Source organism: Verrucosispora sp. CNZ293, from assembly GCF_002754655.1.
The window spans coordinates 1,594,532-1,613,582 of the sequence record NZ_PEFR01000001.1; the positions used below are offsets into that span (position 1 = coordinate 1,594,532).

The window sequence follows — 19,051 nt, forward strand, 5'->3', positions numbered from 1 at the left end:
CACAGCCTAGCTCGATCTTGACGTCGGTCGACGCGTGTCGTGATGCGGTGCCTCGTTCGCGGCCACCGGGGTACGCCGAGGCTCAGGACGGTGCGAACCGGGCCAGCGGGTTGGTGAGCGCACCTACCAGTTGCAGCGCGGCGGAGGGGTCGGCCAGGTCGACCATCTGCTGGTTGTCGCGCAGTTGGAGCCGGTTGAGACAGGACAGCGCGAACTCCGGGGCGAACAGGTCGTAGCGGGCCAGCCGGTCGGCCAGGTGCGGTACCCGGCTGGCGTACTCGGTGGCGCAGCCGGCCACGGTCCGCCAGAACTCCTCCTCGCCGATGACGCCCTGATCGGCGAGCGTCGCGCCGAGGAACCGGAAGAAGCAGTCGAAGACGTCGGTGAAGATCGACAGGAGCTTCATGTCCTCCGGGATGTCGGCCCGGATCCGCTCCACCGCCGGGGGCAGCGGGGCTTCGGCGCTCATCACCACGATCTCCTCGGCGATGTCCTTGAAGATCGCCCGCTCGACGACCCCCTCGCGGAGCACCAGGATGACGTTCTCGCCGTGCGGCATGAACGCCAGGTCGTAGGCGTAGAAGGCGTGCAGCAGCGGGGTCAGGTAGGCGTTCAGGTAGCGGCGCAGCCAGGCTGCCGGCGCCAGGCCGGAGGCGGCGATCAGCTCGGCGGCGAAGGACCGCCCGTCGGCGTCGACGTGCAGCAGCGAAGCCATGGTGGCCAGGCGCTGACCGGGAGCCAGGTCAGGCACCGGGCTCTCCCGCCAGAGCGCGGCAAGCATCTTGCGGTACGGCGAGTAGCGGTCGGTGGCCGCCTCGTACTGGCGGTGCCGGTAGCCGACGGCGGCCCGCTCCCGGATGATCGTCAGACCGGTGGCCCGGAACACCTCGTCGCCGTCGATCAGCTCGGCCAGCCAGTCGTTGATGGCCGGGGTGGCCTCCATGTACGCGGCCGACAGGCCCCGCATGAAGCCCATGTTCAGTACCGACAGCGCGGTCTTGACGTAGTGCCGCTCGGGCTTGCTGACGTTGAAGAAGGTGCGGATGGACTGCTGGGCGAGGTACTCGTCGGGGCCTTCACCGAGGCAGACCAGCCGGCGCCGCGCCACCTCGCCGGCGAAGGTGACCGACAGCTTGTTCCACCACTGCCAGGGGTGCACCGGGATCAGGTGGTAGTCGGCGAGGTCCAGGCCCAACTCGGTCATGGTCCCGGCGAACCGGGCGAGGGTCGCCTCGCCGAGTTCGGTGCGCAGCAGCGTCTCCTGGTCCAGGTCGGCGGCGCTGGTGAAGGTGGCGTGGTCGCGGTGGGCGGCGAGCCAGATCAGCCGTACCGGTTGGGCGGCCTCCGGGGCGTACCTGTGGTACTCGTCGACGCCGAACCCGAGCCGGCCGTTGTTGGCCACGAAGCAGGGGTGCCCCTCGGTCATCGACGTCTCGATGGTCTGGAAGTCGGCCTCGACAAGTTTCGCCGCGCTGGGCAGCGCCCGGTCAAGCTTGTACGCGATGCCGGCGAGGGTGGAGCTGATCTCCTCAAGGTAGACCGGCAGGATCCGGTCGGTGAGGCCGAGCGCGTCGCGCAGGTCGAGGCAGAAGTCGACCGCGTCCAGCGGCAGCTGCTCGCCGTCGCGGTGTCGGGTGATGCTCTCCGGGTCGATGTCCCAGTGCTCAAGCGTCATCACCCGGGCCGCGAACCGGTACCGGACCGCGCCCGAGGCGGCGGTGACGGCGTACCACCGCCGGCCGGTGGGGTCGGCTGGCGCGCCGTCCGGCTCGGGGGTGAGCAGACGCTCGTGGGTGAATTCGGCGAGCGCCTTGCGCACCAGCAGTCGGTTGGCCCGTTCCCAGGTCTCCGGGCGCAGGTGGGCGACAGGTGAGCGCGAGGAATGCAGCGAAGCGGAGTCCCGCAGTCGCGAACCAGCGGATGGATCGTCGCGCGAGGTCATGCCGGTACTCCTTCGTGTCGGGTGGCGGCCAGGAACCGCTGCCGGGTGCAGATGCTCAACAGGGCGGTCTTCTCCGGCTTGGTGATCGGTCCGACCACCTCGAAGCCGACAACCGCGTTGAGCGCGTGCACTGCGGTGTTGCGCACGTCCGGCTCGACCACCACCCGCTCGGTGGCGGGGTCGGCGAAGAGCCAGGCCATCACCGTGGTGATGACGGCCCGGGTGAAGCCGGCGACAGGGGTGTCGGTGGGTGCGCAGAGGAAGTGCATCCCCACGTCACCGGGCCGCGTGTCGTGCAGGCCCACCAGTTCGACGTGTGCCGGGTCGTACCGTTCGGCCAGGAAGGCCGGCTCGCCGCGCCACAGGCCGAGGTACGCCTCGTGGTGCGGGTGCTCGGCGATGCGCTGGTACTCGACGGCCACGGCGTCGACGTCGGCGTCCTGCATCAGCCAGAACGCCGCCTTGGGATGGGTCACCCACCGGTGCAGCAGCGGCGCGTCGGCGGCCACGTCGAGCGTACGCAGGGCGAACTCGCCGAGTCGCCGATCGTGCCGGGTGTACGCGAACTGGCTCACCCGGTCACCCCGAAGTCCTGGAAGGTGATCGACTTCTCGATCGGGTACGGCTCGCGGCCGAGCATCTCGCGGATGATCCAGCTGTTGCGGTACGGGCCCATGCCGAGATCGGGCGAGGTGATGCTGTGCGTGTGGGTGCCGCCGTTCTGGAGGAACACGCCACGCCCGGTGGTGTCCACGCTGTAGTTGCGGGCGACGTCGAGCCGGCCGTGGTCGTCGAAGCGCAGCAGGTGCCGGATCGGCTCCAGGAACGCCGGCACCTCGTACCGGTAGCCGGTGGCCAGCACCAGCCCCTCGGTGTCCACTGTGAAGTCACGTTCCTGCTCGACGTGGCGCAGACGGAGGGTGTGCACGCCGGTGCTCTCGTCGTGGGTCACCTCGGTCAGCTCGGTGTTCGTCAGCAGCCGGGTGTTCACCGGGCCGTCGACGCTGGAGGCGTAGAGCAGGTCGTAGATGTCGTTGACCAGGTCGGCGGAGATCCCCTTGAACAGCCCCTTCTGCTCGGCCTCCAGCCGGTACCGGGTCGGCTCGGGCAGCGCGTGGAAGTAGTCCACGTAGTCCGGCGACGTCATCTCCAGGGTGAGCTTCGTGTACTCCAGCGGGAAGAAGCGTGGCGAGCGGGTCACCCAGTTCAGCTGGTAGCCATGGGTGCCGATGTCGCTGAGCAGGTCGTGGTAGATCTCGGCGGCGCTCTGCCCACTACCGACGATGGTGATGCTCCGCTTGGCCCGCAACGCGTCCCGGTGTTCCAGGTACCGCGAGTTGTGCACCGCGCCGGAGGTCAGGCCGGCGCAGGCGTCCGGCAGGTGGGGCGGGGTGCCGGTGCCGAGCACCAGGTGCCGGGCCCGGTGGGTGACGGTCTCGCCGTCGACGGTGGCGCTCACCACGTACCGGTCGTCGGCCGGGTCGTACTCGACGGTGGTGACCTGGTGCCCGAACCGCAGGTTGGGCAGCTTGGCGGCGGCCCAGCGGCAGTACGCGTCGTACTCCACCCGCAGCGGGAAGAAGCTCTCCCGGATGTAGAAGGGGTAGAGCCGGCCGATCTCCTTGAGGTAGCTGAGGAAGGAGAACGGCGAGGTGGGGTCGGCGAGGGTGACCAGGTCGGCCAGGAACGGCGTCTGCAACCGGGACGACTCCAGCAGCATGCCGGGGTGCCAGGAGACGTCGTCACGGGCCTCCAGGAAGAGGCCGTCGAGGTCGGCGATGGGGGCGGTCAGGCAGGCCAGGCCGAGGTTGTACGGCCCGAGGCCGATCCCGATGAAGTCGTGGTTGGACATCCGGCCCTCCAGGCTCGGGTTCGCGGGTGGCATGGTCAGCCGACCGGGCAGGTCAGATCGGCGGCGGCCGTGCCGGCGTGCTCGTGCACGTACCGGCCGGCGTGCTCGGCGATCAGGTCCAGCACGTAGGCGACGTCGTCGGCGGTGGTGGCCGGATTGAGGACTGTGAACTTGAGGTACTGCCGGCCGTCGACCCGGGTGCCGGCGACCACGGCGAGACCGGAGGCGGCCAGCGCCTCGCGGGCCCGCAGGTTGGCCGCGTCGGCCAGTTCCCGGCCCGGCCCGGTGGGTCGCCAGCGGAACACCACGGTGCTCAACTGCGAGCGGGTCAGCACCTCGAAGCGCGGATCGGCAGCGACCAACTGCCACGCCTGCGCGGCCCGGTCGCACACCTCGTCGAAGAGTTCACCCACGGCGTCGGGCCCCATCACCCGCAGGGTCAGCCAGAGCTTGAGCGCGTCGAACCGGCGGGTGGTCTGCAGGCTCTTGTCGACCTGGTTGGGGATGCGCTGGGCGACCATCCGGGCCGGATTGAGGTAGTCGGCATGCCAGGTGGCGTGCCGCAGGGTCCGCCGGTCGCGGACCACAAGCGCGCTGGAGCTGACCGGCTGGAAGAACGACTTGTGGTAGTCGACGGTGACCGAGTCGGCGCGTTCGATGCCGTCGAGCAGGTGCCGGCGGGTCGGCGAGACCAGCAGCCCGCAGCCGTACGCGGCGTCGACGTGCAGCCACACGCCGGAGGTGGCGCACACCTCGGCGATCTCGTCGAGCGGGTCGATGGTGCCGAAGTCGGTGGTGCCGGCGGTGGCCACCACCGCCATGACGGTCAGGCCGGCCCGCCGGCAGCGGGCGATCTCGTGCCGGACCGCGCCGGGACGCATCCGCCGGTCGGGGCCGGTCTCCACCACCACTACCGCGTCCGGTGCCAGGCCGAGCAGCTTGGCCGCCTTCTGCACGCTGAAGTGGCCGGCAGCCGAGGCGATGATCCGTAGCTGGGGCAGCATGATCCGCCGGTCGGCGGGCGTGGCGGCGGCCAGCGCCTCCTCCCGGGCCAGCAGCAGGGCGTGCAGGTTGGACTGGGTGCCGCCGCTGGTGAACACTCCGTCGGCGGCCGGGCCGAGGCCGATCCGGTCGGCGGTCCACTCGATGAGCCGGCGTTCGATGAGGGTGCCGCCGGCGCTCTGGTCCCAGGTGTCCATCGAGGAGTTCACCGCACTGAGGACGGCCTCGCCGAGCAGCGCCGGGATCACCACCGGACAGTTGAGGTGGGCCAGGTAGCGCGGGTGATGGAACCAGACCGCGTCGCGCAGGTAGACGTCCTCCAGTTCGTCGAGCGCGGCGGTGGTGTCGCCCAACGGCCGGTCCAGGTCGATCGCCTCCACCTGCGGGGCGAGTTCGTCCGGGCGTACGCCGGTGAAGGGCCCGGTCGCTTCGGCCACCCGACGGGCCACCCGGTCGGTGCCGGCGGCCACCGCGCGGCGGTACCGCTCGACTGTCTCGGCGCTGAGCAGGTGCGCCCGGGCTGGTGTCGCCCCGGGCTGCGGGTGGGTCGGCATTGCCTCGGCGGTGTGCACCGGCAGGGTCATCGACGTGTCCTCCACGCTCGGCGGTTCGGTTTTCGGGCAGCCGGAACCCGCCGCGCGGCAGGTGGGCGGCGGGCACTGCGGTTCCTGGGAGGGCGGTGGCGGGGCGGCCGGTGCGGTGGTCACCCGCGGCCGGCCGCCCGGCGGCGTCAGGTGAGCTTCTTCGCTCCCTGGATCGCCTTGGCGAGGTTCTCCAGCAGCGGAGCCGCGCCGGCGTACGAGAAGCGGGGCACCGCGTCCCAGGGCGTGACCTGCCCGGCCTGCACGGCGGGCAGTTGCTTCCAGGTGGGCTTGGCGGCCAGGTCGGTGGGTTGCAGGGCGGTGCTGCGGTTGTCGAGCAGGATCAGGTCGGCCGGGAACTTGCCGGTGTTCTCCCAGCTGAGCGCCTCGAAGTAGTCGCCGGCTTCCAGCTTGGTCGGCACCACGATGTCGACGCCGAGTTCGGCGAAGTACATCAGGTCGGTGCTGACCTTGGGGTTGGAGACGTAGAACAGGTCGGGGCTGCCGGAGGCGGCCATCACCTTGATGCCCGGGTTGGCCGCGGCGGCCTGGCGCACCGCCTCGGCGGCGGCCTCGAACCGGGCCTTGGCGTCGGTGACCTTCGGTGCCGACAGGTCGGCGCCGAGGGACTCGGCGAGTTGGGCGTACCGTTCGATCGGCTTGGTCATCGGCACCCGGGCGGTGGTGATGGTCACCACCGGGGCCAGCGGCAGGATCTTGTCCTTGCTCTCGTCGGGGACGTACCAGTAGGCGCCCGGGTCGTACATGTGGGTGACCAGCAGCTCCGGACGCAGGGCGGCGTACTTCTCGACGCTGAACTCTCCCCAGACGTTGCCGAGGATCTCCACGCTCTCCACGTCCAGGTCGCCGGCCTGCGGCTCGACACTGCCGTCGGCCTTCCGCGTCTCGCCGAACACGCCGACCACCTCGCGGCCGAGTCCGAAGTCGACCAGGGCCGCAGCGGAGCCGGTGAAGGCGACCACCCGCTCGGGTCGGGCGTCGGCGGTGACCTTCTCGGGGCGGTCGTCGGTGAACGACCAGGGACCGGAGGCGTTGTCGGTGCTGGCTCCGGCGTTGTCGTCACGGCCGCAGCCGACGAGTGCGGCGGCCACGGCGGCACCGCCGACGGCGAGCAGCCCCCGGCGGGAGAGGCGGCGGGTGGAGAGGTGCTCAGACATTCGTGTCGTCTTTCGATCAGGGTCTCGGACCATGGACAGCCGGGGGTTAGGCTAACCTAACCTAACTTCCTGCCTAGACTCGGCTCCTGTCAAGTCCCGACGGCGTTTCGCACCACACTGGAGTTCACACTGTCCGTCATCGAGTCGCCACCCCACGAGACGCCGACCCGGTCGACCGCACCACCCCGGCATCGCCGTACCGCCCTGCGCGCCAGTGGTCTCCTCATGGCCGCGCTGACCCTGCTCACCGTCGCGGTGCTCAGCATGGCCGTGGGCGCCAAGCCGATCCCCCCGGGCGAGGTCTGGCACGCCCTGACCGACCGTGACGCCGCCGAGTACGCGGTGGTGCGGGAGCTGCGGCTGCCCCGTACGCTGCTGGGACTCGTGGCCGGCGCCGCGCTCGGCGTGGCCGGCGCGGCGATGCAGGCGCTGACCCGCAATCCGCTCGCCGACCCCGGGCTGCTCGGTATCAACGCCGGCGCGTCCGCCGCCATCGCCACCGCCACCGCCCTGTTCGGCCTCGGTGGCGGCACCGGCCAGGTGTGGTTCGCGCTGCTCGGCGCCGCCGTCGTGACCGTCGGGGTGTACGCCGTCGGCGGCGGGCGGGCGGCCACCCCGGCCCGCCTGGCCCTGGCCGGCGCGGCGCTCAACGCGGCGCTGTACTCGTACGTCAGCGCGGTGATGCTGCTCGACGCGGCCGGCCTGGAACGGCTGCGCTTCTGGACCGTCGGGTCACTGGCCAGTGCCGACACCGGCACCGTGCTGCGGGTGCTGCCGTTCATCGCCGTCGGCCTGCTCGTCGCGCTGGCCGCCGCCCGCCCGCTCAACGCGCTCGCCCTCGGCGACGACGCGGCGCAGGCCCTGGGAGCCCGCCCCGCCGTGACCCGGGCCGCTGTGATCATCGCCATCACGCTGCTCTGCGGGGCCGCCACCGCCGCCTGCGGCCCGATCGTCTTCGTCGGGCTGCTCGTGCCGCACCTGGTCCGCGCCCTCACCGGCCCCGACCTGCGCTGGCTGCTGCCCTACTGCGCGCTGCTCGCCCCGGTGCTGCTGCTCGGTTCCGACGTGCTTGGCCGGGTCCTCGGCCGGCCCGGCGAACTCCAGGTCGGCCTGATCACCGCGGTGGTCGGCGGCCCGCTGTTCCTGGCCCTGGTGCTCCGGACGAGGACGGCCCGCTCATGATCGTGATCCGCACGCCCGGCCGGCTCTCGGTCCGGTTGCAGCCACGCGTGCTCGCCGTCGGCACGGTCTGCCTGCTGCTCACCCTAACCGTCGGGGTACTGGCCGTCGGACACGGCGAGTACCCGATGTCGCCCGCCGACGTCCTGCGCACGTTGACCGGCGGCGGCACCCCCGCCGAAGAGTTCATCGTCACCCAGCTGCGGCTGCCCCGACTGGCCACCGGCCTGGCCGTGGGCACCGCGCTCGGCCTGGCCGGGGCGGTCTTCCAGTCACTGGTCCGCAACCCACTGGGCAGCCCGGACGTGCTCGGCTTCACCCAGGGTTCGGCCACCGGTGCGCTCGTCGTGGTCGCCGTCGGAGGTGGCAGCACCGCCCTCGCCGGCGCCGCGGCCCTCGGCGGCATCGTCACCGGCCTGCTCATCTACCTGATCGCGTGGCGGCGGGGCGTGCACGGCTACCGGCTGGTGCTGGTCGGCATCGGTGTGTCGGCAATCCTCACCGGCGTCAACGGCTACCTGATGACCCGGGTGCCGCTGATGAGCGCCTCCCGGGCGATGCTCTGGCTCACCGGCAGCCTCGACGGTCGCGGCTGGTCCGACGCGGTACCGCTGCTGGCCGCCCTCGCGGTGCTGATGCCGGCGCTGCTCGCCTGCGCTCCGGCACTGCGGATGACCGAGCTGGGCGACGACGCCGCCAGCGGGCTGGGCGTGAGCGTGCAGCGGACCCGGATGCTGCTGCTCGCCGGGGCCGTGCTGCTGGTGGCCCTGTCCGCAGCCGCCGCCGGCCCGGTGCCGTTCGTCGCGCTCACCGCCCCGCACCTGGCCCGACGGCTCACCCGGTCACCGGGGGTCACCCTGCTGCCGGCGGCGGTCATCGGCGCGCTGATCACCGTCGTCGCCGATCAGGTCGCGCTGCGAGCCCTTCCCGGCCAGCTCCCGGTCGGAGTGGTGACCGGCGTGATCGGCGGTGGCTACCTGGTGTGGCTGCTGGCCACCGAGCGCCGGGCAGGTCGGCTGTGACGAGACCGACAGGTCGCCCGACCGACCGCGACGACGACCACGCTGGCCGGCCGGCGGCACCCTCGAACGAGAACGGAGCAACAAGCATGTCGACCTCCCGGCTTGGTGGCAGCGGACTGCGTCTCGCCTACGACCGGCGGGTCGTCGCCGAGGACCTGACCGTCGCCGTGCCCGACCGCTCCTTCACGGTCATCATCGGCCCGAACGCGTGCGGCAAGTCCACCCTGCTGCGGGCGCTGTCGCGACTGCTGAAGCCGACCGTCGGGGCGGTACTGCTCGACGGCGCTGACATCCGTCGGCTGCCCGCCCGGGCCGTGGCCCGGACACTCGGGCTGCTGCCCCAGTCGCCGACCGCCCCTGACGGCATCGGGGTGGCCGAGCTGGTGGCCCGGGGCCGATACCCGCACCAGGGGCTGCTGCGGCAGTGGTCCCCCGACGACGAGCGGATCGTCGCCGAGTCGATGGCGGCCACCGGGGTCGACGACCTCGGCGACCGGCTGGTCGACGAACTCTCCGGCGGCCAGCGCCAACGGGTCTGGCTGGCCATGGCGTTGGCCCAGCAGACACCCCTGCTGCTGTTGGACGAACCGACCACGTACCTCGACATCGCCCACCAGATCGAGGTCCTCGACCTGTGTGCCCGGCTGCACGAGGAGCAGGGCCGCACGCTTGTCGCGGTGCTGCACGACCTCAACCACGCCGCCCGCTACGCCACCCACCTGATCGCGATGCGCGATGGGCGGGTGGTGGCGGCCGGCGAACCACGCCGGATCGTCACCGCCGAACTGGTCGAGGAGGTGTTCGGCCTGCCGTGCCGGGTCATCGAGGACCCGGAGACCGGTACTCCGCTCGTGGTTCCGGCGGCCCGCGCCCGAGTCGGTACGGTGGCGCGGTGAGCACCCGCCGCTACCGCGACGGCTACGGCATCCCGCACCTGCGCGCCGACGACCACCTCTCGCTGGCCCACGCCCAGGGCCGGGTCACCGCCCTGGACCGGGCCTGGCAGCTCGAGGTGGAACGGCACCGGTCCCAGGGCACCTCCGCGGCGTTCCTCGGCGTCGAGGCGGTGGCCTGGGACAGCTTCGCCCGCCGGGCCCGACTCGACGACACCGCGCGACGCTGCCACGCCGCCCTCGATCCGGCCACCGCCGAGTGGGTGGGACGCTACGTGGACGGGGTCAACGCCGCGCTGGCCGCCGGTGCGGCGCGGGCCCCGGAGTTCGCCGCCACCGGCCTACGACCGGGCCGCTGGCAGCCGTGGACGCCACTGGCGATCTGGCTCGGTCACCACGTGCTCTTCGCCGGTTTCGGCACCAAACTGTGGCGCGACCACGTGGCCCGCCAGCTCGGTCCGCAGGCCACCGGCCTGTTCGCCGTCGACAGCCACGTCACCTCGGGCAGCAACGGCTGGCTGCTCACCGCCGACCGCACCGCCACCGGCGGTGCCCTGATCGCCGGTGATCCGCACCGGTTCATCGAGGCGCCCGGCATCTACCAGCAGATCCGGCTGGCCTGCCCGGAGTACGACGTGCTCGGCTTCGCCGTGCCCGGCGTTCCGGGCATCCCGCACTTCGGCCATGCCGGTGAGGTCGCCTGGGCGATCACCAACGCGATGGCCGACTACCAGGACGGGTACGCCGAACGCCTGCGCCGCCGGGGCGACCGGGTCGAGGCGTACGGGCCGGACGGGTGGCGGCCCGCCCACCGGCACGTGGAAACGGTCGAGGTCGCCGGCGCCGAGCCGGTCGAGGTCGAGGTGATCGAGACCGAGCGGGGTCCGCTGGTGTCCGGTGGCCCGGACGACGACCCGGCCGTCACGGTCAGCCTGCGCTATCCACCCCGCGTCCTCGGTGAGCTGGGCTTCGACGTGCTGCCGGCGCTGCTGCGGGCGCGCACCGTCGACGACGTCGACGCCGCACTGGACGGCTGGGTCGAACCGGTGAACGTGGTCCTCGCGGCCGACACCGCAGGCGGGCTGCTGCACCGGGTGGCCGGCCGGGTGCCGCGCCGGCACCCCGACAACGGACTGCGGATGGTCCCCGGCTGGGCGGCGGCCCACGCCTGGCAGGGCTGGCACCCGATGCCGAAGGCGCCTGTCGACCAGGTGGCGGTGATGGCCAACGACCGAGGCATCTCCGCCGGGCTCGGGGTGGAGTTCGCGCCGCCGTACCGGGCCGACCGGATCCGACAGCTGCTGGACGGGTCCGCAGACTGGCACGCCGACCAACAGGCTTCCGTGCACACCGACACCTACTCAGCCGCCGCCGGGCCGCTGCTGGATCTGGTCGCCGGGCTGGACGGGCTCGACGGACCCACGGCTGGGCTGCGGGAACGTCTGCTGGCCTGGGACCGCCGGATGGCCGCCGACAGCATCGACGCCGCCGCCTTCGCCGAACTGCGGGCCGCCGTGACCCGCCGGCTCGCCGCCCACCCCGCGCTGGCGGCACTGGCCGGACCATCCACCCATCCGGAGGTGTTCCGGCCCTGGTTGGCCCTGCTGCCCCGGGTCGGGTACGCGGTGACCCGGCTGCTGCACGCGGACCTGCCCGGCCTGGACCGGGCCGACCTGCTACGCGAGGCCCTGGCGGAGGTGGCCGCCGCCGGTGACACCCGACGGTGGGGCGAACGGCACCGGCTCCTGCCGTGGCGGGCACTGCCCGACCCGGCCGCGCCGCCGGGGCCGGAGCTCTCCGGTGACCACGACTGCGTGCTGGCCACCTCCAGCGTCCCCGGGGTGACCGATCTGTGCCTGCGCGGGCCGGCGGCCCGCTACGTGTGGGACCTGGCCCGGCGGGAGAACAGCCGCTGGGTGGTGCCGCTCGGCGCCACCGGGGCCGGGCCGCACCGCGACGACCAGCTACCGCTGTGGGTGGACGGTGACCTGATCACGGTGACCTGTGCCTGGGACCGGCTGACCGAGGAGCACGATGACTGACCGGCACCACTACGAGCGGCACGTGCCCCGATTCGGGGTGGTCACCTTCCGGCCGGTCGACCCCGACGCCGACGCCGACGTGATCCACTCCTGGGTACGCCAGGAACGGGCCCGGTTCTGGGGAATGCGCGACGCCGACCGGGACCGGGTCGCCGAGATCTACCGGTACGTGGACTCGCTGTCCACCCATCACGCGTACCTCACGCTGCGCGACGGCGAGCCGGTGGCGCTGTTCCAGACCTACGAGCCGGAGCACGACCCGGTCGGTGAGTGCTATCCGGTACGTCCCGGCGACCACGGCGGTCACCTGCTGATCGGCACACCGGTGCGGCCCGAGCCGGGCTTCACCGGCACGCTGCTCGACGAGTTCGTCACCTTCGTCTTCACCGACCCCCGCCGGCTGCGGCTGGTGATGGAACCGGACGCCCGCAACGACAAGGCGATCGCCCGGCTGCGGCGGGCCGGCTTCGTCGACGGCCCGTTGGTGGACCTCCCCGACAAACGCGCCCGACTGATGTTCCTCGACCGCCCCTCGGGTTAGCCCGACATACGGCAGGTTGCGCCGTCCCGCCTCCCGGAGACCGCGAGATACCGCAGCCGGCGACGTCAGGTGCCCTACGCCGGTTCGCAGCGCTCGGAGAGCGCGTACCGGGTCAGCACCACGTCACCGATCTGCCGCGCCTCCACCACCTGCGCCCGTCGTCCCGGGTGCCACGGGAAGCTACCCTCGCCGACGAACCGGGGTGCCCGGCGGTCCCCCACGAAGAACGGGGCGACCACCAGGTGCAGTTCGTCCGCGAGTCCTGCGGCGAGGAACTGCCCGTGCACGCCCGCGCCGCCCTCCACGAGCAGTCGGCCCACGCCCCGCTCGGCGAGGTCGGTCAGCATTCGCGCCAGGTCGACCGGGTCACCGGCGTCGACAACGGTGGCCAGCTCACCCAGCCGGTGCCGGGTCTTCTCCACCGCACCGCTGGCGCTGTAGACGATCCGGTCCGCGTCGCCGACGGTGAAGAGCCGGGCGTCCGGATCCAGGTCACCGCAGGCGGTCATGGTCACCCGGGTCGGCGACGCCGGCAGACCCCGGGCGACCCGTTCGGCTCGGCGCCGCTCGCAACGCACCAGCAGGCGAGGATCGTCGCGGCGGACGGTGCCGGCGCCGACCAGGATCGCGTCGCAGCCGGCCCGGACCTCGTCCACCCGGTCGAGGTCCGCGTCGTTGGACAGCAGCAGCCGCTCGTCGGTGGCGTCGTCGATGTAGCCGTCTATCGAGGTGGCGCAGCTGAGCAGCACGTACGGCCGCGCCACCCCGGGCGGGCCGGTCACCGGACGCAGGGGAGGTCGGCGGCGCGGGCCGCGCGGCTGGCCTTCGCCGCGAGGTAGTCGGCGTTGGCCGGGGACAGGAACACACCCGTAGGCACCTGCTCGGTCACCGTGATCCCGAGCCGGCCCAGCTGCTCGGTCTTCTCCGGGTTGTTGCTCAGCACCGCGATCGGCCCGACACCGAGCGCGGCGAGCATCTGCGCCGCCACCGTGTAGTCGCGCTCGTCCTCGGCGTGACCGAGCGCCACGTTGGCCTCGAAGGTGTCCAGCCCCGCGTCCTGCAACGCGTACGCGTCGAGCTTGGCGTACAACCCGATGCCCCGGCCCTCCTGGCGCAGGTAGAGCAGGTAGCCGCCGACGTCGGCGATCCGCTGAACCGCTTCGCGCAGCTGCGGCCCGCAGTCGCAGCGCTGGCTGCCGAACACGTCGCCGGTGAGGCATTCGCTGTGCGGACGGACCAGCGGCACGTCACCGCCACGTTCCGCCGCGCTCGTGTCACCGAGGGCGAAGGCGAGGTGTTCCCGGCCGTCGATCAGCCCGTCGAAGGTGAACAGCCGGGCCGTGGTGCTGTAGCCGTCGGGGAACCGCAGCGGCACGGTGACCTGCGTCCGGATGGTGGCGACAGGCAGTGATTCGGACATGGGTCTCCTCGTCAGACGGTGGCGGGTACACGGACACGTCGGGCCAGTAGCACGGCGGCTCCGGGCAGGCTCGCGACGAGCACCAGAGCGCCGTACACCGTCGCGGTGGCCACCCCCTCGGCGGCGGTCAGGCCGGCGGCGGCGAACGCCCACGCGGCCACCCCCTCGCGAGGGCCGAACCCGGCGACGTTCGCCGGTACCCCCATCGCGAGCAGGGCAAGCAGGGTCAGTGGCAGCAGCAGGCTCAACGGGGCCGTGGAGCCCGCCGTGCGCGCCGCCACCAGGAACGTCGCGAGGTGCCCGGCGACCGCCAGCGCGGAGGCGATCAGCACCCCGGCCCAGGTGCGCCGAGCGAGCAGCCCGAGACGTACGTCGGAGACGGCGGTGCCCAGTGCGCGAGCCCACCGGGAGGCACCTGACTGCGGCAGCAGTCGGGCCGCCACCAGCACTGCGACCAGCACCGCCACCGCCACGGCGGTCGCCACCGGCAGGAACGGACGCACCGGCGACGGGAAGGCGAACAGCAGCACCACGGCGACCACGACCAGCACCACCTGTCCGGCCATCCGCTCCCACACCACGGCCCGGATGCCGCGACCGACATCGCCGACCTCACGGCCGTGACGCACCGCACGGTGCACGTCACCGAGGATCCCGCCGGGCAGCGTCGCGTTGAGGAAGATCGCCCGGTAGCAGTGCGCGACCGCCTCCCGCAATGGCAGGCGTACGCCGAGGCCACCCGCGACGAGGCTCCAGCGCCAGGCGGCGCAGACCGTGGTGAGGACACCTATGGCGAGCGCGGCGGCCAACGCGGGCGCGTCGATCAGCCGCAGGCCGGCCAGGAACGGTCCGGTGCCGAGCCAGCAGAGCAACCCCACGAGGACGCCCACGCCCAGTAGCAGTCGGGCCCAGCCCCAGAACGACCGGCCCACCGGGGTCGCCGTGGGCACGGCGCCGCCAGCTTCATCCCCCACTCGTGCCTCCCCGGCGTGGCGATCTTCCCTGACTGTACGCACGTAGCTGGTGGGCTGCCGGTTCAACGGGGCAGCGCCAGCAGGTCGACGTGACCGACCAGTACCCCGAGGCGACCGGTTTCAGCCGCCGCCAGCCGACGCCGTGCGTACTCGTCGGTAAGGGCGGTCAGCGCAGGGCGTTCCTCACGGGCCGCGTCGAGCCAGCCGGTGAACCACTCCGCCGCCAGGGCGGCCTGCTCCGGTCCGAGCTGCCACGGGCTGGGCCGCAGTCGCACCGCCACCCCGTGCCGGGCGAAGGCGGCGGCGCAGGCGTCGACGGCGTCCGGCCCGAGCAGCCGGCGGCCGTTGACGGTACGGCGCTGGTGGGCGTTGAAGGCGGCGGCGACCTCGCCGTCCAGCGGGTCGACCGGGGTCAACCGCACGCTGCCGGTCACGGAGATCAGGAACAGGGCCGGGCAACCGGCCTCGGCGCAGGCGGCGACCAGTCTGTCGAGTTCCTCGGCGGTCAGCATGTCGAGCAGGGCGGAGGCGGTGACCAGGGCGGCGTCGGCCAGCTCGGCGGCGGTCAGCCGGGTCAGGTCGCCCTGGCGCGTCTCGACGGTCACCGGTGCGCCGTCGGCGGCGGTGGCGGGCATGCCGGCCCGGGCGCGGGCCAGCAGGTCGGGGTCCTGGTCGTGCAGGATCCAGTGCTGCGCGCCGGGCAGCAGCGGGGCCAGCCAGCGAGCCAGCGAGCCGGTCCCGGCACCGAGGTCGTGCACCACGCGGGGTCCGTGGTTGGGCAGCGCCGCCCGAAGCGTGTCGACAAGGTCCGTGGACCGGGCCGCCACATCCGCGGGTTCCCGCAGCGCGAGCCACCGCGCGAAATCGGGCGGGAGATCGATGCTCATGCCGACGCCTCCTTCAGGGCCATGGTGATCTGGGCGACGGTGCCGTTCCAGTCGGTCAGGGTGTCCCGTCGTTGCGCCGCGGCGTGTCGCAGCTGCTCGCGCAGGGTCACGTCGTCGAGCCAGCGGCGCAGCGCGGTGGCCATGGCGGTCGGGTCGTCGGGCGGCACCAGCAGGCCCGGCCGGTCGCCGGCCGCCGTACGGCCGAGGGTGTCGGGCAGTCCACCGACGGCCGTGGCGAGCACCGGTACGCCACGCGCCAACGCTTCGGTGACCACCATCCCGTACGTCTCACCCCGCGAGGGATGCACCAGCAGGTCGGCGGCGGCGTACGCGGCGGCGAGCCGGTCACCGGCCAGCGGCCCGGACAATCGGATCCGGTCGCCCAGCCGCCCGGCGGTGATCCGCTGGCGCAGCCGGTCGACGAACTCCGGTTCCCGGTGCAGCGGGCCGACACAGGTCAACGTCCAGGACCTGTCGGCCAGCGTGGTCAGCGCCTCGACCAGCACGTCGTGGCCCTTGTGCCGGGCGACCGCCGCGACGCAGAGCAGCGCCGAACCGGTCGCCGTCCCGGGCACCAGTGGCGCCGGATCCACCCCGGGCGGGGCCACGTGCACCCGTTCGGCCGGCAGCGCGTACCGCCGCAGCAGCGCGTCACGGGTCCAGGTGCTGGTGGCGACCACCGCGGTGACCGCCGCCAGCGCCCGGGCCTCCTCGTCGTCCTCCCGGGGCAGGTGCACCAGCGCGACCAGGCGCAACCGCCCGGCATGCGCGGCGAGCACGTCCGGCACCACCGACGCGACCAGGCCGTCGACAAGCACCAGCGCGGCGTCCGGCAGGCCGGCCAGCACCCGGGCCAGCGCGGCCCGCGCCGCCGGGGACGGTCGCGGCCAGTCCCCGGGTACGCCGTGTTCGCGGACCGACCAGCCGGCGGCGGCGAGCCCGGCGCAGATCCGCCGGTCGTAGCCGTTGCCGCCGCTGGGTGACGCCGGGTCGTCGATGTCGCCCGGCAGGATCACGTGCAGGATCGGCACGTCAGGCGGTGCCCTCACCGGCGGCGGTCGAGCCGGGCAGCGCCCGTTCGTAGCTGGCCCAGGCCACGTGCGACTCGTGCAGGGTGACGGTGATCCCGGTCAGGCCCCGGGCGCCGGCGCCGAGCTGGCCGGCGCGTACCCGCTCGGCGAGCCGGTCGGCGATGGTGCGGGCCAGCACCTCGGTGGTGGTGTTCATCCCGGTGAACGCGGGCTCATCGTCGAGGTTGCGGTAGTTCAGCTCGCCGAGCACCGCCTTGAGCTGGTCGGTGGCCAGCCCGATGTCGACCACGATGCCGTCGTCGTCCAGGTCGGGTCGGCGGAAGGTGGCATCGACGACGAATGTCGCGCCGTGCAGCCGCTGGGCGGGGCCGAAGACCTGCCCCCGGAAGCTGTGGGCGATCATGATGTGGTCACGGACGGTCACGCTGAACACGGTTCACTCCCCGTCGTAGGTGATGAGATGGCACAGCGCGGGCAGGTCGCCCCCGCTGAGTCGGGCGAGCACGTCGGGCAGTTCCGCGAACGGTGACCGGCCGGTGATCAGCGTGTCGAACGCCGGATCGGCGAGCAGGTCCAGGGCGAGGGCCATCCGGTCGGCGTAGCTACGACTGCCACGTCGTGCCGGAGCGACCATGCCGACCTGGCTGCTGCGGATGTTCAGCCGTCCGGAGTGGAACGCACCACCGAGGGACAGCTGCACCGGCCGGTCGCCGTACCAGCTCAGTTCCAGCAGGGTGCCCTCCGTAGCGAGCAGGTCCAGGCCACGTTGCAGGCCGGCGGCGGTGGCGCTGGCGTGCACCACCAGGTCGCGGCCGTCAGCGGCGGTCTCGGGGGTGGCGAAGTCGACGCCCAACGCGGCGGCCACCTCGGCGCGGGCCGGATCGGTGTCGACCAGCTCCACCCGTACGCCGGGGAAGCGGGCCAGCAGCGCGGTCACGGCGCACCCGACCATGCCACCCCCGACGACCGTGACCCGGTCGCCGACCAGGGGCGGGGCGTCCCACAACGCGTTCACCGCGGTCTCCACCGTGCCGGCGAGCACCGCGCGGGCCGCCGGGACCTCCGCCGGCACGACGGTCACCGCGTCCGCCGGCACCACGTACGCGCTCTGGTGCGGGTGCAGGCAGAACACGGTACGCCCGCGCAGGTGCGCCGGCCCCTGCTCGACCTCGCCGACGCTGAGGTAGCCGTACTTGACCGGGGCCGGGAAGTCCCCCTCCTGGAACGGGGCGCGCATCGCGGCGTACTGGCTGGCGGGCACGCCACCGGTGAAGACGAGCGTCTCGGTGCCCCGGCTGACCCCGGAGTAGCGGCTGCGCACCAGGACCTCGTCGGTGCCCGGTTCCGGCAGCGCCACCGGACGGATCTCCCCCACGCCGGGAGCCCGGAGCCAGAAGGCGAAGGCGGATCGCGTCACCGGTTTTTTCTCCTTACCTGCGTCCGGACCGAACCGATCCGTCGTATTTTCCGTAGTTCCCAGTCAGGGGTCGTCGATCATAAACACGGAGGCACGGTGTCCACAGTTCGAACCGGTCCGCAAATCGGGCTCATCGTCCAGATCATGCTGCTGGCGGGGGTCGCCGCGACTGTCGGTCTCGGTGTCGCGGGCTGGCTGGCCGGACTCGCGTACGGTGCCGTGACCTGCCTGGCGCTGGTCCGTGGGCTGCGTCACGCGGGCACCGACCGACTGGGACCGGCCGACTGGGTGACGATGGGCCGCGGACTGCTGGTCGGGGCGGTGACGGCACTGATCGCCGACGCGCTGACCAGCGGTCGCCCCGCGCCGGTGGCGGTCCTTGTGGCGATGACGGCGGTGGCGCTGGCCCTCGACGCCGTCGACGGCAAGGTGGCCCGCCGCACCGGGACGACGAGCGCTCTCGGCGCCCGGTTCGACATGGAGGTCGACTCGTTCCTGGTGCTGATGCTGAGCCTCTACGTCGCCCCGTCGGTCGGGGTCTGGGTGCTCGCCATCGGCCTGATGCGGTACGTCTTCCTGGTCGCCGGCTGGATGCTGCCCTGGGTGGACGCGCAACTGCCGCCCCGGTACTGGCGTAAGGTGGTCGCCGCGGTCCAGGGGATCATGCTCGCGGTCGCCGCCTCCCAGGTGCTGCCCGGGATGCTGACGACAGTCGTACTGGTCGCCGCGTTGGGCATGCTTGTCGAGTCGTTCGGGCGGGACGTCAGCTGGCTGTGGCGGCACCGGCAGGTCCGGACCGTGCCGACCCTGGTGGTGCCGGCCGTGCCGACCGTACCGACGGTCACGATCGGTGTGCGGCGGCCCGATCGGGTCGACGAGCGTGACCTGTCCACCGCCCCCGTCCTGTCGCTGCGCTGACCCGGGAGACCCAGTTGTCGATCGTCGACCCGGCGGCCACGCCGCGCCCGGACGAGAACACCAACACCGCCACGGACCCGCGCGGTCACCACGTCGAGGCGGTCCCGACCGAGGCGGTCGACGCACGCGGCACCGAGGCCGTGGATGTGCGCGGGGCCGAAGGGGATGCCGC

The 19,051-nt window shown here is 72.8% G+C and carries 18 protein-coding genes and 1 pseudogene; 7 read left to right on the forward strand and 12 right to left on the reverse strand.

The genetic code is table 11. The features are described 5' to 3' along the window. Nucleotides 1-82: 82 nt before the first annotated feature. From CLT74_RS07310 to CLT74_RS07325, 4 genes are read right to left on the reverse strand one after another with little or no spacing between them, the layout of a single operon-like run. A complete protein-coding gene (locus CLT74_RS07310) occupies nucleotides 83-1,942 on the reverse strand; it encodes an IucA/IucC family protein (protein ID WP_099845865.1) in 1,860 nt (619 codons plus the stop codon). After that, nucleotides 1,939-2,517, reverse strand: coding sequence for a GNAT family N-acetyltransferase (locus tag CLT74_RS07315; RefSeq protein ID WP_099845866.1), 579 nt, complete (start codon nucleotides 2,515-2,517; stop codon nucleotides 1,939-1,941). Before CLT74_RS07315 ends, CLT74_RS07310 begins: the two co-directional genes overlap by 4 nt. Beyond that, entirely contained in the window at nucleotides 2,514-3,794 is a 1,281-nt protein-coding gene (locus CLT74_RS07320; RefSeq protein WP_099851495.1) for a SidA/IucD/PvdA family monooxygenase, read from the reverse strand. The genes CLT74_RS07315 and CLT74_RS07320 overlap by 4 nt, the downstream gene beginning before the upstream one ends. Before the next feature lie 35 nt (nucleotides 3,795-3,829). Continuing rightward, nucleotides 3,830-5,380, reverse strand: a complete 1,551-nt coding sequence (locus CLT74_RS07325; RefSeq protein ID WP_099845867.1) for a pyridoxal phosphate-dependent decarboxylase family protein — start codon at nucleotides 5,378-5,380, stop codon at nucleotides 3,830-3,832. A gap of 4 nt (nucleotides 5,381-5,384) precedes the next feature. On the opposite strand from CLT74_RS07325, the gene CLT74_RS30415 reads away from it, so the two are divergent. Next, on the forward strand, nucleotides 5,385-5,534 hold the full coding sequence (locus CLT74_RS30415; RefSeq protein ID WP_158240224.1) for a hypothetical protein: 150 nt from the start codon (nucleotides 5,385-5,387) through the stop codon (nucleotides 5,532-5,534). Here CLT74_RS30415 and CLT74_RS07330 read toward each other — a convergent pair. Continuing rightward, a complete protein-coding gene (locus CLT74_RS07330) occupies nucleotides 5,527-6,555 on the reverse strand; it encodes an ABC transporter substrate-binding protein (RefSeq protein WP_099845868.1) in 1,029 nt (342 codons plus the stop codon). The two genes, CLT74_RS30415 and CLT74_RS07330, sit on opposite strands and share 8 nt — an antisense overlap. A gap of 225 nt (nucleotides 6,556-6,780) precedes the next feature. Here CLT74_RS07330 and CLT74_RS07335 point away from each other — a divergent pair, with 225 nt between their 5' ends. From CLT74_RS07335 to CLT74_RS07355, 5 genes are all read left to right on the forward strand, one after another. Next, on the forward strand, nucleotides 6,781-7,737 hold the full coding sequence (locus CLT74_RS07335; protein ID WP_486582090.1) for an iron ABC transporter permease: 957 nt from the start codon (nucleotides 6,781-6,783) through the stop codon (nucleotides 7,735-7,737). Beyond that, on the forward strand, nucleotides 7,734-8,756 hold the full coding sequence (locus CLT74_RS07340) for an iron chelate uptake ABC transporter family permease subunit (RefSeq protein WP_099845870.1): 1,023 nt from the start codon (nucleotides 7,734-7,736) through the stop codon (nucleotides 8,754-8,756). Before CLT74_RS07335 ends, CLT74_RS07340 begins: the two co-directional genes overlap by 4 nt. A gap of 86 nt (nucleotides 8,757-8,842) precedes the next feature. After that, nucleotides 8,843-9,652, forward strand: coding sequence for an ABC transporter ATP-binding protein (locus CLT74_RS07345; RefSeq protein ID WP_099845871.1), 810 nt, complete (start codon nucleotides 8,843-8,845; stop codon nucleotides 9,650-9,652). Then, nucleotides 9,649-11,691, forward strand: coding sequence for a penicillin acylase family protein (locus CLT74_RS07350; protein WP_099845872.1), 2,043 nt, complete (start codon nucleotides 9,649-9,651; stop codon nucleotides 11,689-11,691). Before CLT74_RS07345 ends, CLT74_RS07350 begins: the two co-directional genes overlap by 4 nt. Further along, a complete protein-coding gene (locus tag CLT74_RS07355; RefSeq protein ID WP_099845873.1) occupies nucleotides 11,684-12,232 on the forward strand; it encodes a GNAT family N-acetyltransferase in 549 nt (182 codons plus the stop codon). Before CLT74_RS07350 ends, CLT74_RS07355 begins: the two co-directional genes overlap by 8 nt. A gap of 74 nt (nucleotides 12,233-12,306) precedes the next feature. Here CLT74_RS07355 and CLT74_RS07360 read toward each other — a convergent pair whose 3' ends face one another. The 7 genes from CLT74_RS07360 to CLT74_RS07390 form a co-directional block, all read right to left on the reverse strand. Continuing rightward, nucleotides 12,307-13,014, reverse strand: coding sequence for a RibD family protein (locus tag CLT74_RS07360; protein WP_486582093.1), 708 nt, complete (start codon nucleotides 13,012-13,014; stop codon nucleotides 12,307-12,309). After that, entirely contained in the window at nucleotides 13,011-13,652 is a 642-nt protein-coding gene (locus CLT74_RS07365) for a GTP cyclohydrolase II (RefSeq protein WP_099845874.1), read from the reverse strand. The genes CLT74_RS07360 and CLT74_RS07365 overlap by 4 nt, the downstream gene beginning before the upstream one ends. An 11-nt stretch (nucleotides 13,653-13,663) precedes the next feature. After that, nucleotides 13,664-14,626, reverse strand: a complete 963-nt coding sequence (locus CLT74_RS07370) for a lysylphosphatidylglycerol synthase domain-containing protein (RefSeq protein WP_099845875.1) — start codon at nucleotides 14,624-14,626, stop codon at nucleotides 13,664-13,666. Nucleotides 14,627-14,688: 62 nt separating this feature from the next. Then, nucleotides 14,689-15,513, reverse strand: coding sequence for a class I SAM-dependent methyltransferase (locus tag CLT74_RS07375; protein ID WP_099845876.1), 825 nt, complete (start codon nucleotides 15,511-15,513; stop codon nucleotides 14,689-14,691). After that, the gene (locus CLT74_RS07380; protein ID WP_486582095.1) at nucleotides 15,510-16,562 is read right to left on the reverse strand and encodes a glycosyltransferase family 4 protein; all 1,053 of its coding nucleotides are present in this window, start codon (nucleotides 16,560-16,562) and stop codon (nucleotides 15,510-15,512) included. Before CLT74_RS07380 ends, CLT74_RS07375 begins: the two co-directional genes overlap by 4 nt. After that, nucleotides 16,546-16,977, reverse strand: a complete 432-nt coding sequence (locus tag CLT74_RS07385) for a 6-carboxytetrahydropterin synthase (protein ID WP_099845877.1) — start codon at nucleotides 16,975-16,977, stop codon at nucleotides 16,546-16,548. Before CLT74_RS07385 ends, CLT74_RS07380 begins: the two co-directional genes overlap by 17 nt. 3 nt (nucleotides 16,978-16,980) lie before the next feature. Then, on the reverse strand, nucleotides 16,981-17,961 hold the full coding sequence (locus CLT74_RS07390; RefSeq protein ID WP_099845878.1) for a zinc-dependent alcohol dehydrogenase: 981 nt from the start codon (nucleotides 17,959-17,961) through the stop codon (nucleotides 16,981-16,983). Between the two features lie 144 nt (nucleotides 17,962-18,105). On the opposite strand from CLT74_RS07390, the pseudogene CLT74_RS07395 reads away from it, so the two are divergent. Further along, nucleotides 18,106-18,870 (forward strand): annotated as a pseudogene (locus CLT74_RS07395) (CDP-alcohol phosphatidyltransferase family protein); the annotation flags it as partial. Between the last annotated feature and the right edge of the window lie 181 nt (nucleotides 18,871-19,051).

Excerpts from the sequence above, each read along its gene's own strand:
- CLT74_RS07310 (WP_099845865.1), bottom strand. The coding sequence starts at position 1,942 with ATGACCTCGCGCGACGATCCATCCGCTGGTTCGCGACTGCGGGACTCC.
- CLT74_RS07320 (WP_099851495.1), bottom strand. The coding sequence starts at position 3,794 with ATGTCCAACCACGACTTCATCGGGATCGGCCTCGGGCCGTACAACCTC.
- CLT74_RS07325 (WP_099845867.1), bottom strand. The coding sequence starts at position 5,380 with ATGACCCTGCCGGTGCACACCGCCGAGGCAATGCCGACCCACCCGCAG.
- CLT74_RS07330 (WP_099845868.1), bottom strand. The coding sequence starts at position 6,555 with ATGTCTGAGCACCTCTCCACCCGCCGCCTCTCCCGCCGGGGGCTGCTC.
- CLT74_RS07335 (WP_486582090.1), top strand. The coding sequence starts at position 6,781 with ATGGCCGCGCTGACCCTGCTCACCGTCGCGGTGCTCAGCATGGCCGTG.
- CLT74_RS07340 (WP_099845870.1), top strand. The coding sequence starts at position 7,734 with ATGATCGTGATCCGCACGCCCGGCCGGCTCTCGGTCCGGTTGCAGCCA.
- CLT74_RS07345 (WP_099845871.1), top strand. The coding sequence starts at position 8,843 with ATGTCGACCTCCCGGCTTGGTGGCAGCGGACTGCGTCTCGCCTACGAC.
- CLT74_RS07355 (WP_099845873.1), top strand. The coding sequence starts at position 11,684 with ATGACTGACCGGCACCACTACGAGCGGCACGTGCCCCGATTCGGGGTG.
- CLT74_RS07365 (WP_099845874.1), bottom strand. The coding sequence starts at position 13,652 with ATGTCCGAATCACTGCCTGTCGCCACCATCCGGACGCAGGTCACCGTG.
- CLT74_RS07375 (WP_099845876.1), bottom strand. The coding sequence starts at position 15,513 with ATGAGCATCGATCTCCCGCCCGATTTCGCGCGGTGGCTCGCGCTGCGG.